General features: G+C 73.6%; 12 protein-coding genes. 5 read left to right on the top strand and 7 right to left on the bottom strand.

Annotation, left to right across the window (positions count from 1 at the left end; all coding sequences use genetic code 11):
* Positions 1 to 4 precede the first annotated feature (4 nt).
* Together ACFVDM_RS04305 and ACFVDM_RS04300 are read right to left on the bottom strand one after the other, a co-directional pair.
* A complete protein-coding gene (locus tag ACFVDM_RS04305) occupies positions 5 to 1,561 on the bottom strand; it encodes a carboxyl transferase domain-containing protein (protein WP_383632962.1) in 1,557 nt (518 codons plus the stop codon).
* A complete protein-coding gene (locus ACFVDM_RS04300; RefSeq protein WP_383632959.1) occupies positions 1,554 to 3,011 on the bottom strand; it encodes an acyl-CoA synthetase in 1,458 nt (485 codons plus the stop codon). Before ACFVDM_RS04300 ends, ACFVDM_RS04305 begins: the two co-directional genes overlap by 8 nt.
* A gap of 315 nt (positions 3,012 to 3,326) precedes the next feature.
* Between ACFVDM_RS04300 and ACFVDM_RS04295 the strand changes: the two genes are divergently transcribed.
* Positions 3,327 to 5,780 (top strand): PQQ-dependent sugar dehydrogenase, encoded by a 2,454-nt coding sequence (locus ACFVDM_RS04295; RefSeq protein WP_383632956.1) that lies wholly within the window; start codon positions 3,327 to 3,329, stop codon positions 5,778 to 5,780.
* A gap of 7 nt (positions 5,781 to 5,787) precedes the next feature.
* Complete coding sequence (locus ACFVDM_RS04290) at positions 5,788 to 7,575, top strand: ThuA domain-containing protein (protein ID WP_383632953.1); 1,788 nt, start codon at positions 5,788 to 5,790, stop codon at positions 7,573 to 7,575.
* Between the two features lie 71 nt (positions 7,576 to 7,646).
* On the opposite strand, the gene ACFVDM_RS04285 is transcribed toward ACFVDM_RS04290, so the two are convergent.
* Positions 7,647 to 8,858, bottom strand: coding sequence for a nitrate/nitrite transporter (locus ACFVDM_RS04285; RefSeq protein WP_383632950.1), 1,212 nt, complete (start codon positions 8,856 to 8,858; stop codon positions 7,647 to 7,649).
* A 132-nt stretch (positions 8,859 to 8,990) separates the two neighbouring features.
* On the opposite strand from ACFVDM_RS04285, the gene ACFVDM_RS04280 reads away from it, so the two are divergent.
* Positions 8,991 to 9,422 carry an Lrp/AsnC family transcriptional regulator gene (locus tag ACFVDM_RS04280; protein WP_383632947.1) on the top strand — a complete coding sequence of 144 codons (432 nt, stop codon included), beginning with the start codon at positions 8,991 to 8,993 and terminating at the stop codon, positions 9,420 to 9,422.
* Between the two features lie 54 nt (positions 9,423 to 9,476).
* On the opposite strand, the gene ACFVDM_RS04275 is transcribed toward ACFVDM_RS04280, so the two are convergent.
* The 4 genes from ACFVDM_RS04275 to ACFVDM_RS04260 form a co-directional block, all read right to left on the bottom strand.
* Positions 9,477 to 11,060, bottom strand: a complete 1,584-nt coding sequence (locus ACFVDM_RS04275) for a GAF domain-containing protein (RefSeq protein WP_383632944.1) — start codon at positions 11,058 to 11,060, stop codon at positions 9,477 to 9,479.
* Between the two features lie 13 nt (positions 11,061 to 11,073).
* Positions 11,074 to 12,111 (bottom strand): rod shape-determining protein, encoded by a 1,038-nt coding sequence (locus ACFVDM_RS04270; RefSeq protein WP_383632941.1) that lies wholly within the window; start codon positions 12,109 to 12,111, stop codon positions 11,074 to 11,076.
* Between the two features lie 220 nt (positions 12,112 to 12,331).
* Positions 12,332 to 12,910: a hypothetical protein gene (locus ACFVDM_RS04265; protein ID WP_383632938.1), complete on the bottom strand. Its 579-nt coding sequence runs from the start codon at positions 12,908 to 12,910 to the stop codon at positions 12,332 to 12,334.
* Positions 12,911 to 12,981: 71 nt separating this feature from the next.
* On the bottom strand, positions 12,982 to 13,425 hold the full coding sequence (locus tag ACFVDM_RS04260; RefSeq protein ID WP_383632935.1) for a MarR family winged helix-turn-helix transcriptional regulator: 444 nt from the start codon (positions 13,423 to 13,425) through the stop codon (positions 12,982 to 12,984).
* A gap of 125 nt (positions 13,426 to 13,550) precedes the next feature.
* On the opposite strand from ACFVDM_RS04260, the gene ACFVDM_RS04255 reads away from it, so the two are divergent.
* Both ACFVDM_RS04255 and ACFVDM_RS04250 read left to right on the top strand, forming a co-directional pair.
* A complete protein-coding gene (locus tag ACFVDM_RS04255) occupies positions 13,551 to 14,570 on the top strand; it encodes an NADP-dependent oxidoreductase (RefSeq protein ID WP_383632932.1) in 1,020 nt (339 codons plus the stop codon).
* A gap of 204 nt (positions 14,571 to 14,774) precedes the next feature.
* On the top strand, positions 14,775 to 16,292 hold the full coding sequence (locus ACFVDM_RS04250) for an alpha-N-arabinofuranosidase (protein ID WP_383632928.1): 1,518 nt from the start codon (positions 14,775 to 14,777) through the stop codon (positions 16,290 to 16,292).
* Positions 16,293 to 16,309 lie beyond the last annotated feature (17 nt).

The raw sequence follows: 16,309 nt of genomic DNA, 5'->3' as shown, positions 1-16,309 counted from the left end.
CTAGTCACCCCGGCCCGCCCTCGCGCGGCGGCACGCCTCCGTCCTCCGCGGGAGCCGCCCCGACGACCGAGCGGGCCACCCCCAGCTCCACCAGGTCCTGCGGGCGCAGCCGCAGCTGGTCGGCGGTGGCCCGGACCCGGTCGGGGGAGCGTTTGAGGATCGCCGCGGCCAGTTCCGGGGCGATGACCGAGAAGTAGCTGTCGGCCGTCACGTGGGTGCGGTCCGGGGACGCCAGGGCCAGCGCCCCGCCCGAACCGCCCTCGCCGATGACCAGGGTGGTGACCGGCACCCGGGCCGCCGCGATCGCCGCGAAGGCGTCCGCGATGGCCGGTCCCGCCCCGCTCCGCTCGGCCTCCGCGTCGTTGGCCGCGCCCGGGGTGTCGACCAGGGTGAGGACCGGGACGCCCAGCCGGTCGGCCAGCCGGATCACCCGGGCCGCCGTCCGGTAGCCCGCCGGGCGCGTCGCCGTCCCGCATTGCGCGACGTACGCCACGGGCGCGCCGTCCCGCAGCCCGAAGCCGCACAGCAGCCCCGGGTCCCGGCCGCCGCAGCGGTCCCCGCTCAACGGCATCCGCAGGGCGAAGTAGGCGTCCAGATAGGCGTGCGCGCGCGGCCGGTCCGCGCTCCGGGCCCGCAGCACCGCGTCCCAGCCGGTCCGGGGCAGCTCCGTCGCGACGGGTGCGGAGGGGACCGGGGCGGGGGGCGGGAGCGGCACGGCGGTCGGTGCCGGGGCCAGTGTGGTGTCCGAGGCCGAGGTGGCGTCCGGTGACGGCGTGGCACCCGGTACCTGCGCGACGTCCGGCCCCTGCGTGGCACCCAGCACCGAGGTGGCGTCCGACACCGATGTGCCGGACACCGAAACGGACGCGGACGGATCCGTGCGGCGGGTCAGCAGCCGCAGCCAGTGGCCCACCGTCTCCCGCAGGTCCTCGGGCGCGACGATCGCGTCGACCTGGCCGGCGGCGAACTGGCCCTCCGCGGTGTAGGCGGACGGGTCGGCGTCGGGCGGCCGGACGCGGGATCCGGCGAAGCCGACCTGGGCGCCGGGCAGGGCGAGGATCACATCGGCGCCCGCGCCCAGGGTCGCCCAGCCGCCGCCGGTCGTGGGGTCGCGGACCACCGCGATCTGGGCCGGCCCGGCCGCCCGGAGGCGGGCCGAGGCGCGGGCCACCCGGTGCAGCTGGGTGAGGGCGATCATGCCCTCCTGCATGCGGCTGCCGCCCGTCGCGATCAGGGAGACGAGGGGGAGGCCGCGCCGGGCGGCCTCCTCGTACGCGGCCTCCAGCCGGTCACCGGTGCGCTGCCCGAGCGAGCCGCCGAGGAAGCCGAACTCGAAGGAGATCAGCACACAGCGCTGCCCGCCGACGGTGGCCAGGCCGTGCACGACGGACTCCTGCTCGCCGGTGCGTGCGGTGGCCCGGACGCGGGAGTCGGCGTACCCCTCCCAGCCGAGCGGTCCGTCGCCCGCGGTGTCCCCGACCGGGGCGGTCGACTCGGTGAAGTCGTCGGTGAGCGCGGCGACGGCCGCACGGGCCGTCCCGCCCGCCGCCCGCTCAGCCATGGAGGGACCGCTTCATGATCTTGCCCAGGTCGTTGCGCGGGAGGGCGTCGAGATAGCGGACCGTGCGGGGGCGCTTGTGGGGGGAGAGCTGGGCGGCGACATGGGCGGCCAGTTCGTCCGCCGGGGGCGGGGCGGCGGGGTCGGCCGGGACCACCCAGGCGACGACGCGCTCGCCGAGGTCGGGGTCCGGTTCGCCGGTGACGGCGGCCTCCCGGACGCCCGGGTGGTCCAGCAGGGCGTTCTCGATCTCCCCGGCCCCGATCTTGTAGCCGCCGCTCTTGATCAGGTCCGTGGCCTTGCGGCCGACGATGCGTACGTAGCCGTCGGGGTCGAGCGTGGCCATGTCGCCGGTCCGGAACCAGCCGTCGGCGGTGAGCGCGGCGGCGGTGGCGTCGGGGCGGTTGAGATAGCCGGTGAACAGGTTCGGCCCGCGCACCTGGATCTCCCCGATGGCCGACGGGTCGTCCAGCGGGGTGCCGTCCTCCTCGACCAGCCGCAGTTCCACGCCGCGCAGCGGGGCGCCGACCGTGCCGGGGCGGGGCGCGCCGTCGGCCCGTACGCCCGTGTTCATCAGGGTCTCCGTCATCCCGTACCGCTCGATGACCCGGCGGCCGGTCGCGTCGGCGATCCGCTCGTGGTCGTGGACGGGGAGCGCGGCCGAGCCGGAGACCAGCAGCCGGGCGCCCGCGAGCGCCTTCGTCAGACCCTCCGGGCCCGCCGGGTCCGCAAGCGCTTCCGCGAGCCGGTGGTACATCGTCGGGACGCCGAACAGCATCGTGCCGCCGTCGTTCAGCTCCCGGGCCACGCCCTCGGTGGAGAACCGGACGAGATGGCGCACCGAACCGCCCCGGCGCAGCGGGCCGAGGATGCCGAGGATCAGCCCGTGGACGTGGAAGAGGGGCAGCGCGTGCACGAGGACGTCGTCGCCGGTCCACTGCCAGGCGTCCTCCAGCGCGTCCAGCGACGCGGCGATCGCCCGGCGCGGCAGCACCGCGCCCTTCGGCGGGCCGGTGGTTCCGGAGGTGTAGACGACGAGGGCGGGGGACTCGGGGGAGGGCTCGGGCGGAGCGGGGCGGACGGCGTCCCCGGCGGTCGTGGACACGTTGATCCGCGGCAGGCCGGCCAGTGCCGGGGGCAGCGTCTCGCCGGCGGCGGCCAGCACGGCGGCGGGCGCGCTGTCGGCGACGATGTGGGCCAGTTCGCGTGCGCCCGTCTTCGGGTTGAGCGGGACGGCGGGGACGCCCGCGCGCAGCGCGGCCACCACCGCGACCACGGTGTGCGCGGTGGGCAGCGCCCACACGGCGACCGGTCCCGGCGCGGGGAGTTCGGCGGCCAGCGCGTCCGCCGCGGCGGCCAACCGCGCGTAGGACAGGGAGGTTTCGTCGAAGCGGACGGCCTCGCGGGCCCCCGCGGATCCGGTCGGGTCCTGGAGTGCAGGCAGAAGTGGCATCACTCTGCGCACCCTAGATCGGTGAAGCGCTTCCGGCCCTCGAATGTGCCTCGAAGCACGCCCCGACAGGGGTCGGATCCGGGGGCCGATGGCTGTACGGGGCATCCTGCGTGAATTTGGATACAGGGTTGACTTATTAATTTTGCGTTGCCAGCATGCAAAAAGTTCACTCCGGGCGGAGCATCGGCGCGACAGACAAGAAAAAACCTGTTCGCGCCGACGCGTCCGCCGTCCGCCCGGCCGCTCACGCACGTCGCAAAGCGCGACAGCGCCTTGCCTGACAACCCCACGCACCGTCAGGAAGGAACAGCGTCCATGTCCTTGTCACCCCCACGGTGGTGGAGAGCGCTCACCGCTCTCACCCTGGTGGCCGCCGGAGGACTCGCCTCCGGCACCGCGACGGCCGTCCCCACGGCGGACCGCGCCGCGGCGGAGATCCCGGCCGCCGACTACCAGCAGGTCCCCCTCGCCCTCGGCCCCGCCGAACTCGGCGAGGCGATGTCCCTCGCGGTCCTCCCCGACCGCTCCGTCGTCCACACCGCCCGCGACGGCACGGTCCGGCTCACCGACGCCTCCGGAGCCACCAGGACCGCCGGGAAGCTCAACGTGTACACGCACGACGAGGAAGGGCTCCAAGGCGTCGCCGCCGACCCGGACTTCGCCGTCAACCGCCACCTCTACCTGTACTACTCGCCCGCCCTGGACACCCCGCCCGGCGACGCCCCGGTGACCGGCACCGCCGCCGACTTCGAGGCCTGGAAGGGCCACCTCAACCTCTCCCGCTTCACCCTGAGGGCGGACGGGACGCTGGACACCGCCAGCGAGAAGGTGATCCTCGAAGTCCCCAACGACCGCGGCCAGTGCTGCCACGTCGGCGGCGACATCGACTTCGACGCGGCCGGGAACCTCTATCTGACCACCGGCGACGACACCAACCCCTTCGACTCCGCCGGCTACGCGCCGATCGACGAACGCACCGAGCGCAACCCGCAGTTCGACGCCCAGCGCTCCTCCGGCAACACCAACGACCTGCGCGGCAAGCTGCTGCGGATCACCCCCGCGGCCGACGGCGGCTACACGGTCCCGGCCGGCAACCTCTTCGCCCCCGGCACCCCCCGGACCCGCCCCGAGATCTACGCGATGGGCTTCCGCAACCCGTTCCGGATGTCCGTCGACCGGCCCACCGGCACCGTCTACATCGGCGACTACGGCCCCGACGCCGGGGTCACCGACCCGGACCGCGGCCCCAGCGGCCAGGTCGAGTTCGACCGCGTCACCGGCCCCGGCAACTTCGGCTGGCCGTACTGCACCGGCACGAACACCGCCTCGGAGACGTACCACGCGTACACCTTCCCTTCCGGCCCCTCCGGAGCGAAGTACGACTGCGCGGGCGGCCCGGCCAACGACTCCTTCCGCAACACCGGTCTGCCGACGCTCCCGGCCGCGCAGCCGGCCTGGATCCGGTACGCGGGCGACGCCGGCTCCCCGCCCGAGTTCGGCGGCGGCTCCGAATCGCCGATGGCCGGCCCGGTCTACCACTACGACGCGGACCTCGACTCCTCGGTGAAGTTCCCCGCCTCGCTGGACGGCCGCTTCTTCGCCACCGAGTACGGCCGCAAGTGGATCAAGCCCGTGGAAGTGCGGGCCGACGGCTCCCCGGGGGCCATCGACACCTTCCCCTGGACCGGCACCCAGGTCATGGACTCCGCCTTCGGCCCGGACGGAGCGCTCTACGTCCTGGACTACGGCACCGGCTCGGGCAACCAGGCCCTCTACCGCGTCGAGTACCTGGCCGGCAGCAACCGCTCGCCCGTCGCCAGGGCCGCCGCCGACCGCACCTCCGGATCCACCCCGCTCGCCGTCGCCTTCTCCTCGGCCGGCAGCGAGGACCCCGAGGGCGGGGCGCTGCGCCACTCCTGGGACTTCGGGGACGGGACCACCTCCACCGAGGCCGACCCCCACCACACGTACACCACCGCCGGGACCTACCGCCCGACGCTCACCGTCACCGATCCCGAAGGGCTCACCGGCACCGCCAGCCTCGTGGTCACCGCCGGCAACACCGCCCCGTCCGTCACCCTGACCACCCCCGTGGACGGCGGACTCTTCTCCTTCGGCGACTCCGTGCCCTTCACGGTCACCGTCACCGACCCGGAGGACGGCACCGTCGACTGCGCGAAGGTCAAGGTCACCTATCTGCTCGGCCACGACAGCCACCGCCACCAGATCACCTCGAAGAACGGCTGCACCGGCACCATCGACGTCCCGGTCGACGGCGAGCACGACAGCGCCGCCGACATCTACGGGGTCTTCGACGCCGAGTACACCGACTCCGGCGGACTGACCACCCACAGCGACAGCGTCCTCCAGCCGCGCCACCGCCAGGCCGAGCACTGCACGGACTCCTCCGGCATCGAGATCGCCGGACACGGGCCCGCCGAGGGCGGCGCCACCGTCGGCTTCACCGACGACGGCGACTGGATCTCCTTCACCCCGTACGCGGTCGGCGACGCCTCCCGGATCACGGCCCGGGTCTCCTCGGCCGGACCCGGCGGCACCATCGAGGTCCGCACCGGCTCCGTCGGCGGGCCCCTGATCGCCACGCTGGACGTCGCCCCGACCGGCGGCTGGGAGACCTTCACCGAGGTGAGCGCCGCCGTGCACGACGCCCCGGCCGTCCCCACCACGCTCTTCCTCGTCCTCAGGGGGCCGACCGGACAGGGCAACCTGTTCGACATCGACTCCTTCACCTTCGAGACGGCGGGGTGAGCGGCGCATGAGCCACCGTCCGCTCCGCCGCGCCCGTCACGCCGTGTGCGCCGCCGTCCTCGCCCTCGGCGCCGCGCTCCTGGCCCCCGCCCCCACGGCGGGCGCCGCGCCCGCCGCCGAGCCGTACGACGTCCTCGTCTTCTCCCGGACCGCCGGATTCCGGCACGACTCCATCCCCGCCGGGATCACCGCGATCCAGCAGCTCGGTGCCGAGGGGGGCTTCACCGTCACCGCCACCGAGGACCCCGCCGCCTTCACTCCGCAGAACCTCGCCGGCTACGAGGCCGTCGTCTTCCTCAGCACCACCGGCGACGTCCTGGACACCGCGCAGCAGGACGCGCTGCTGGCGTACGTCGACGGGGGCGGCGGATTCGTCGGCGTTCACGCGGCCGCCGACACCGAGTACGACTGGCCGGACTACGAACACCTCGTCGGCGCCTGGTTCAAGAGCCATCCGGCGATCCAGCAGGCCCGGGTCGTCACCGAGGACCGCACCCACCCGGCCACCGCCCATCTCGGCGAGAGCTGGACCCGCACCGACGAGTGGTACAACTACCGCACCGATCCCCGCGACGGCGTCCATGTGCTCCAGAGCCTCGACGAGAGCAGCTACACGGGCGGCGAGATGGGCGGCGACCACCCCATCACCTGGTGCCATCCGCAGGGTTCCGGCCGGTCGTTCTACACCGGCCTCGGCCACACCGCCGAGTCCTACGCCGACGCGGACTTCCGCCGGCTCCTCCTGGGCGGCGTGCAGTACGCCGCCGGCGCGGTGACCGCCGACTGCGGCGCGGGCGGCCAGGAACCGAAGGCGGCGCTCTCCCGGGACGTCCACCTCTTCTACTACCCGTGGTACGGGAACCCGGGCACCCACGGCAGCTGGCGCCACTGGGAACAGGGCGGCCACACCCCGCCGGACGACATCGGGGCGGACCTCTACCCGAAGCTCGGTCCCTACGACTCCGGCGACGTGGCCGGCGCCGTCGAGCAGCACATGAAGTGGATCGAGCGGTCCGGTGCCGGGGTCATCGTCTACAGCTGGTGGGGGCGCGGCGGCTACGAGGACGCGCTCGCCGGGCGGGTGCTGGACGCCGCCGCCCGGCACGGCATCCAGGTCGCCTGGCACATCGAGCCGTACAGCGGCCGGACCGCGGCCTCCGTCGTCGACGACATCGCGTATCTGGACGCGACGTACGGCGGCCACCCCGCCTACTACCGGGACGCGGAGCACGGCAACCGCCCCGCGTTCTACGTCTTCGAGAGCCTGCGGATCCAGGACTGGTCCGCCCTGGACGTCGTACGGGACACCGCCGTCGTCCTCGCCCAGACCACCGACACCACCAAGGTGGCGCACTTCGGCGGGCTCTACACCTACGACGGCATCGCCGGGGCGACCGCCCCGGGCTGGCGGCAGGCCGGGGAGTACGCGAAGGCCAACGGACTGGTCTGGGCGCCCTCGGTGGCCCCCGGCTACCTCGACGACCGGGCCGTGCCGGGCAACACCACCCCGACCCTGGACCGGGACGACGGCGCCGCGTACGACCTGGAGTGGAGCAACGCCCTGGACCCGGCCGTCGGCGGATCACCCACCTGGGTCTCCGTCACCTCGTTCAACGAGTGGCACGAGGGCAGCCCGATCGAACCGGCGTCGAGCACCCCGCCGGCCGGACACGGCTACCGGACCTACGAGGGGGCGTACGGAAAGACCGGTGAGGCCGCCGAAACGGCCTACCTCGACCGGACGGCGTACTGGGCCGGGCGGTTCGAGGCCGGACAGCGGGCCGCGGCCCGCTGAACCGGCACCCACGGCGAACGGCAGCGTTCCGGCGGGAACGCTGCCGTTCTCGTACGCGGCGGGGAGGCCGCTCAGGCGTCCCGCCGGATGTTCCGCATGCGCCCGTACGCGTACACACAGCCCGCCAGCGCCAGATCGGACAACAGCATGAAACCGATCGAGTAGGAGCCCTTCGCGCTGTAGATCGCGCCCATCACCAGCGGGGGCACGAAGCCGCCGAGACCGCCCATGGCACCGACGATGCCGGTCACACTGCCCACCTTGGCCTGCGGGGTGACCTGCGAGACCAGGGCGAAGACACTGCCGCTGGAGGTGCCGAGGCCGGCCGCCATGCAGAGCAGCGCGATCGTGCCGCCGGGCGACAGCTCGGGGTCGAAGGCCTGCACGATCGCGGTCACGGCGGCGAGGCCCAGCGCGGCCGAGGTCACGATCGCCGGGTGCATCCGGTCCGAGAGCCAGCCGCCGATCGGCCGGAAGATGACCGTGACCAGGGCGAACCCGGCCGCTTTGGTGCCGGCGTCGGTCGGCGTCAGTTCGTACCAGGTCTTCAGGTACGTCGGCAGATAGACGCCGAAGGCCACGATGCCGCCGAAGCCGATCGCGTACAGCGCGGACAGCTCCCAGGTCACCCGCAGCCGGCCCGCCGAGCCCAGCCGCTCGGCCAGCGAGTCCGTGGGCACCTTGCGGTCCGGATGGTCGCTGACCAGCACCGCCGCGAGCGCCGCGTACACGACCAGGGCCCCGGCCACCACGAGGAACGGCAGGTTGTCGCCGTGCTTGGCGATGCGCGGGGTGAAGTAGCCGGACAGCGCGACGCCGCCCATGCCCATGCCGAAGACACCGAGCGCCAGACCCCGGTCGGAGGGCGGGAACCAGGAGTTGACCAGCGGGATCCCGATGGCGAACGTGGTCCCGCCCAGGCCCAGGAGGAAGCCCACGGCCAGCATCGCCCCGTAGGAGTCCTTCGCCGGGATCAGCAGCACCACCGGCACGATGGTCAGCGCCGAGACCAGCGGGAACATCAGCCGGGCGCCGTACTTGTCGGTGAGCGCGCCCACCGGGATGCGGCCCACCGAACCGACCAGCACCGGTACCGCCACCAGCAGCGACTGCTGGAAGGAGCTGAGACCCAGCCGGTCCTTGTAGTCCGCGGACATCGGCGCGATCAGATTCCACGCCCAGAAGGTGAGCGCGAAGCCGATCGTGGCCATCACGAGGTTGCGGTAGGCGCCGGAGGGCGGGGCGTCGGCCGGTGCGGGGGACTGCTTGGCGGCTGTTTCCACAGCACCAGTCAAGAGCGGGCGCCGGTCACCGGCCCGCCGGACTGGGCCGAACGAGGAGGCCGGACGGCGGCCGGGACCGGGCCTCCACCCTCCCCGCAGTCGCAATCCAGAAGAAACTGGGACAATCGCGGTATGGATCGTCTGGACAGGGAAATCCTCGGCGCCCTCCAGGAGGACGCACGGATCTCGTACCGCGACCTCGGCGCGCAGGTCGGACTGAGCGCCAACGCGGCCGCCGACCGGGTGCGCCGGCTGCGCCGCGACGGCGTCATCCGGGGCTTCACCGTGATCATCGACCCGGCCGCCGACACCCGGACCGGCCTCGTCGTCTTCATCGACGTCAGCCTGCGGTCGGACACCACCCACGAGGTCTTCGAACGCGCCGTGCTCACCCTCCCCGGGATCACCGAGGTGATCCATGTGACAGGCCCCCACGACTACCTCGTCCGGGCCACGGCCGCCGACACCGCGGCGCTGGACACGCTGCTGCGCCGGCTCAAGCGCGAGGCGGGCGTCGCCCACTCCACCACCCGGATCGCCCTCAGGGCCGGCGCCGGTTCGTGACCGGGGCGGGGACGGGCGATCCCGGACCGGGCACGTCCGTCCGCCGCGCAGGCCCTACAGCGGCGCCTGCCAGGTGACCGGCGGGACCCGCGCGCCGTCCGGCCCGCGCCCGTCGTCCGCGACCGAGAGCCGGACCGCCGCCCGGCCGTCCGGGAGCACCGTCGTCGCGTCCACCTCCACCTCGATCGCCGACACCCCGCTGTGCCGGTGCGCGGCGGCCAGCGCCCCGCGCAGCGCCGCCAGCAGCCGGTCCGCCACATCCCCGCCCACCAGGGCGTCCACCGGCCCCTCGAAGTGCACCGAGGGCGGGAAGCCGAGCAGCGCGGCCGCCCCGCCGGTCTCCCGCAGCACCTGGCCCCGGAAGGTCGTCGGGGCCTCGGCGGGCGGCTGCTGGAGGGCGAAGATCGCGGTCCGCACCTCCTGGATCGTGGAGTCCAGCTCGTCCACGGCCCGGCCGAGCAGCTCGTCCGTCTCCGCGGCGGCGGTCCGGCGGCGGGTGGACTCCAGCATCATCTCGGTGGCGAACAGCCGCTGGACGACCAGATCGTGCAGATCGCGGGCGATCCGGTCCCGGTCCTCGTAGACCGCCAGCTGCTCGCGGTCGTGCTGGGAGTCGGCCAGCACCAGGGCGAGCGCGGCCTGCGAGGCGAACTGGGCGGCCAGCAGCCGTTCCACATCGGTGTACGGCCGGGCACCGCGCCCGCGCGGCAGGGCCAGCGTGCCGATCAGCCGCCCGCCGCTCTGCAGCGGCAGCATCATGCTCGGGCCGAAGCGCGACCGGACCGGGGTGGTCATCCGGGGGTCGGTCGCCGAGTCGTCGACGAAGACGGCCTCGCCGCCCAGCAGCTGTTCCAGGACCGGGGAGCCGGGCGCGATCGTCGTGCCCACCAGACCGGCCGGGTCCTCCCGGGTGGACGCGGCGACGATCTCCATGCCGCCCTCCTCGGTCGGCTGGAGGATCACCCCGGCCGCCGCGTCGCTCAGCAGCCGGGCCCGCTCGGCCACCGTCATCAGCGCGTCGGAGACGTTCTCCCCGGTCAGCAGGGTGGTGGTGACCGCGGCCGCGCCCTCGATCCAGCGCTCGCGCTGCCGGGCGCTCTCGTACAGACGGGCGTTGCCGATCGCGATGCCCGCCTGGTCGGCGAGGACCCGCAGCAGGGTCGTGTCCGTGTCGGTGAAGGTCCCGGTCCGTTTGTCGGCGAGGTAGATGTTCCCGAAGACCCTGCGGTGGACCCGGACCGGGGCGCCGAGGAAGGAGTGCACCGGGGGATGGCCGGGAGGCACCCCCGAGGAGCGCGGGTCGGCCGCCAGATCGTCCGAGCGCAGCGGCCGGCACTCCTCGATGAGGGCGCCGAGCAGACCCGTGTGCCCGTTGGGCAGCGCGCCGACCGCCTCCTTCTCGGCCGGACTCAGCCCGGTCACGTACAGCTCGCTGATCGTGGTGCGGCCGGGGCCGAGGACGCCGAGCGCCCCGTAGCGGGCGCCGGTCAGCGCGGTGGCGGTGTCGATGATCTGCTGGAGGGTGGCCCGCAGCTCCAGTTCGGTGCCGACGGCGAGCACCGCCTCCAGCAGTCTCGGCAGCAGCGGCGACCTGGGGACGCCGGGCGCGGGCGCCGCCTCCTCCGGGGGACCGTTCATCGGCGCCCGCGGCTCAGCCGGCGAGCGGGTCGAGGACCATCGGGCTGATCTTGCCGTCCAGCATGGCGCCGAGCCCGAGGACGGAGCAGGTGTCCGGGCGTTCGGCGATGTGCACGGGCACGCCCGTGGCGTTCCGGAGCATCTGGTCGAGCCCGGGGAGCAGCGCGCTGCCACCGACCATCATGATCCCGGAGTCGGCGAGATCGGCCACCAGATCGGGCGGGCAGTCCCGCAGCACCTTGCCGAGGCCGTCGAGGACGGCGGTCAGCGGGGTGTGGATGGCCTGGCGCACGGCGGCGGTGTCGACCTCCACGGAGCGGGCCAGGCCGGTGGCCACGTCCCGGCCGTGGATCTCGGTCACGGTGGGGCCCTGCGCGGTCAGGCCGTTGCCGCTGAGGGCCAGCTGGAGCGGGCGCACGGACTGGCTCGGCAGCATCAGCTCGTGGTGCTGGCGCAGATGCTGGATCACGGCGGCGTCGATCGCCTCGCCGCCGACCGGGATGCGCACGGCGGTCACGATCGAGCCGAGCGAGAGCACCGCGATCTGGGTGGTGGCCGCCCCGCACACCATGATCATGGTGGCGGTCGGCTGCTCGACCGGGAGCCCGCAGCCGACGGCCGCCGCGATCAGCGTGTCGACCAGCTCGACCCGGCGGGCGCCGAGACCGACCAGGGTCTCGACCGCGGCGCGCTGGGCCAGCGGGTCGCTCTCGTGCGGAATGCAGGCGGCGGCCCGCAGCCGCGGCTTGCGCCGCAGCTGGCGGCGGAGCTTCTCGCCCAGCAGATGGCGCAGCATGCGCTGGGCCATCTCGATGTCGACGACGGTGCCGCCGGAGACCGGACGGACCACCCGGATGTAGTGGGGCGTACGTCCCGTCATCTGGTCGGCGAGCGCGCCGACCGCGATGAGCGAGCCCGTACGGGTGTTGACGGCGGCGACGCTCGGTTCGTCCACGACGAGCCCGAGCCCCTTGACGTACACCCGGGTGCGGGCGGCCCCGAGGTCGACGGCGACATGGCAACGGCGCAACTGCTCAAGGCTGACGGTCACGGCAGGTTCTCCCGAGAGCGCTGAGGGGGGACCGACGGGCAGCCGGTTCTCTTCGCATCGTGCGCCGTTCGTGGGCGTGGTGCGCGCTGGGGTACGCCGGAGGAGGGACGGAGCTGACGGCGTGTCGGACGCGGACCGGCCGACCGCGGGGGCGGCCCGGGGCCCGGCCCCGGGCCGGGGGTTCGTACGGTTGTGGGGCGGCCCGGGAACGGGCCCCGCCTCAGCCGTCCGCGCGGCCGGGCAGCAGCCGCTGGAACAGCCCCCAGGTGAACTCCGCGACGTACGGGGTGCCGGTGGCGCCGTCGGTGAACGCGAGCGCCCAGCGGGTCGGTGCGCTGCCCTCCATCGGACGGGCGGGCGCGAAGGCGCGGGCCACCTCGGCGACCGTGCACGACCACGGGAGCAGCGTGGCGGCCGGGCCGAGCACGGGGGAGGGCGCGTTCAGCGCCCGGACCAGCCACGCGTTCCACACCGCGCCGCCGGGCCCGGCCATCACCTCGAACCGCAGCTCCGGCCAGAGCGGCAGCGGCCACAGCAGCGCGTCGCACTCCAGATCGCCGATCACGCGCCGCTCGGACACCTCGGGCTCGCCCAGCACCGAGCGGTAGCGGCGCAGGGCGCCCGGCCCCCGGGGCGCCCGGCTCATCGCCTGCCAGCGGCGGTTGGCCTCGCGCATCTCGGAGAGCGGGGCGCCCAGCGCGCGACGGGCGTCCTCGACGAGTCCGGGCTGGTGGTCGGCCATCCGGCGCAGCAGGACGAGCTGGAACGCACGGGGGCCGAAGGGGGCGGCGGCGGTCATGGGTGCCACGCTTCCACATCCGGGCGGGCGCCCGGGGCGCCGGCGGCCGGTGCGGGCCCGGACCGGGGGAGTCAGCGCGGGGCGGCCGGGTCCAGTCCGAGCATTCGCCGCAGCAGATCGCGCAGGGTGGCCCGGTCGGCCTCGGAGAGTCCGGCCAGCGGTTCGCCCGCGAAGTCCAGCGAGTCGCGCAGTTCTCGGGAGGTGCGGGCGCCCAGCTCCGTGGGGGCGGCCAGCTTGACCCGCCGGTCGGCCGGATCGGGGCGCCGCTCGACGAGGCCGCGCGCCTCCAGCCGGTCGATGATGCCGGTCACGTTGGACGGCTCGCACTTCAGCTTCTGGGCGATGCGGCGCATCGGCAGCGGGTCGAGGGCGAGGAGCCCGAGCACCCGGGCCTGGGCGCCGGTGAGCCCGTGCGCGGACGCGGCCTGCTCGTACTCCTCGTAGTACCGCGCGACGACGGTGCCGATCAGCTCGACGACTTCGAGGGTCAGCGGGTCTGTTCGGGGGGACGCCATACCGGTCAGGATACCCGGTTACTTGACAACATGAAATATCTGGGCGCATGGTTGTTTCACCTCATGAAGCTTTTGCGCCCCCACGGCGCGGCTTCCACCCCCGCACTCCGAGGAGACCCCCGGCGATGACTTTCACCCTTCCCGCGTCCGGCCGCGCTTGGCACCTGGTCGCCCGTCCGCACGGCTGGCCGAAGGCCGAGGACTTCGCGCTGCGCGAGGAGCCCGTCACCGCCCCCGCCGAGGGCCGGGTCCTCGTGCGCAATCTGCACTTCTCGGTCGACCCGTACATGCGCGGCCGGATGAACGACGTGAAGTCCTACGTCCCGCCGTTCAAGCTCGACCACCCCATGGACGGCGGCGCGGTCGGCGAGGTCGTCGCCTCGAACGCCGAGGGCTTCCAGGTCGGCGACCACGTCCTGCACGGCCTCGGCTGGCGCGAGTACGCCTCGGTGCCCGCGGAGCACGCGGTGAAGGTCGACGCCTCGCTCGCCCCGCTCTCCGCCTACCTCGGCGTGCTCGGCATGACCGGTCTCACCGCCTACGCCGGACTGTTCGACGTGGCCTCCTTCAAGGAGGGCGACGCGGTCTTCGTCTCCGGCGCGGCCGGCGCGGTCGGCAGCCAGGTCGGCCAGATGGCCCGGATCAAGGGCGCCTCGCGGGTCATCGGCTCGGCCGGCTCCGACGAGAAGGTCAAGCTCCTCACCGAGGAGTACGGCTTCGACGCGGCCTTCAACTACAAGAACGGCCCCGTGGCGGAGCAGCTGCGCCAGGCCGCCCCGGACGGCATCGACGTCTACTTCGACAACGTCGGCGGCGAGCACCTGGAGGCCGCGATCTCCTCGTTCAACGTGCACGGCCGGGCCACCATCTGCGGCATGATCGCCCAGTACAACGCCACCGAGCCGACCCCCGCCCCGCGCAACCTCGCCCTCGTCATCGGCAAGCGCCTGCGCCTCCAGGGCATGCTCGTCGGCGACCACTACGGCCTCCAGGACCAGTTCGTCCGCGAGGTGGCCGGCTGGCTGTCGTCCGGTGAGCTGAAGTACCGCGAGACCGTCGTCGAGGGCATCGAGAACGGCTTCGAGGCCTTCGACGGACTGCTCCGCGGCGAGAACACCGGGAAGATGATCGTCACCCTCGGCTGATCCGCGCCCGCCCGCGAAGGGGGCCGCACTCCCCACGGGGTGCGGCCCCCTTCGTATGCCCCGGACTCCAGGGCGGAATTCCGGTGCGGGCCATTGACGCGCAAGCGCTTCGATTCTACGGTCCGTTCGAAGTTACGGTCACCATTCGAAATCTCGAACATGTCGTACGCGCGCCGCCCGGTGCGCCGGACCCCGAAGGACGTCATGACCCGCACCGCCCGCTTCACGCTCGACCCCGCGTTCACCGTCGGAGACGTCGACCCCCGCCTCTACGGCTCGTTCGTCGAGCACCTCGGCCGCTGCGTCTACGACGGCCTCTACGAACCCGGCCACCCCGCGGCCGACGACGCGGGCCTGCGCACCGACGTCCTCGCACTCGTCCGCGAACTCGGCGTCACCGCCATCCGCTACCCCGGCGGCAACTTCGTCTCCGGCTACCGCTGGGAGGACGGCACCGGCCCCGTCGACGAACGCCCCCGCCGGCTCGACCTCGCCTGGCGCTCCACCGAGACCAACCGCTTCGGGCTCTCCGAGTTCATGGACTTCCTCCGGAAGACCGGCCCGCAGGCCGAGCCGATGCTGGCCGTCAACCTCGGCACCCGGGGCGTCGAGGACGCCCTCGCCCTCCAGGAGTACGCCAACCACCCGTCCGGCACCGAACGCTCCGACCGCCGCGTCGCCCACGGCGACAAGGACCCCTTCGGCATCCGGCTGTGGTGCCTGGGCAACGAGATGGACGGCCCCTGGCAGACCGGCCACAAGACCGCCGAGGAGTACGGCAGGACCGCCGCCGAGACGGCCCGCGCCATGCGCCAGATCGACCCCTCCGTCGAACTCGTCGCCTGCGGCTCCTCCAGCCGCGCCATGCCCACGTTCGCCGCCTGGGAGGCGACCGTCCTCGCCGAGACCTACGACCTCGTCGACTACGTCTCGCTGCACGCCTACTACGAGGAGACCGGCGGCGACCGCGACTCGTTCCTGGCCTCCGCCGTCGACATGGAGTCCTTCATCGAGGCCGTCGTCGCCACCTGCGACCACGTCGGCGCCCGGCTGAAGTCGGAGAAGAGGATCAACCTCTCCTTCGACGAGTGGAACGTCTGGTACATGACCCGCAGCCTCCAGGAGGCCGAGGCCCACCCGCTCGACTGGCCCGAGGCACCCCGGCTGCTGGAGGACAACTACTCCGTCACCGACGCCGTCGTCGTCGGCAGCCTCCTCATCGCCCTGCTGCGCCACGCCGACCGGGTGTCCGTCGCCTGCCTGGCCCAACTGGTCAACGTCATCGCCCCGATCATGACCGAGCCCGGCGGCCCGGCCTGGCGCCAGACCACCTTCTTCCCCTTCGCCCTGACGGCCCGCCACGGACGCGGCCGGGTCCTCGACGTCCGCGTCGACTCGCCCACGTACGACACCGCCAAGTACGGCGAGACGGACCTGCTGCACGCCACCGCGGTCCACGACCCGGAGACCGGCGCGGTCACCGTCTTCGCGGTCAACCGGGGCCGGGACACCGCCCTGCCCCTCGACATCGCCCTGCACGGACTGGAACTGACGGAGGTCACCGAGCACCAGGTCCTCGCCGACACCGACCCCGAGGCCCGCAACACCCTCGACGAGCCCGAGCGCGTCGCCCCCCACCCGGCCGAGGGCACGACCCTGGAGGCGGGCGTGCTCCACGCGGTGCTGGAACCGATGTCCTGGAACATGATCCGGCTGGCCTGACGGGCGGCGGACGGGGC

It is taken from the genome of Streptomyces sp. NPDC057682 (assembly GCF_042799575.1).
In the GTDB taxonomy this organism is placed as follows: Bacteria; Actinomycetota; Actinomycetes; order Streptomycetales; family Streptomycetaceae; genus Streptomyces.
Note: the sequence above shows the minus strand (reverse complement) of the source record. Positions and strands in the feature narration are given on the sequence as shown.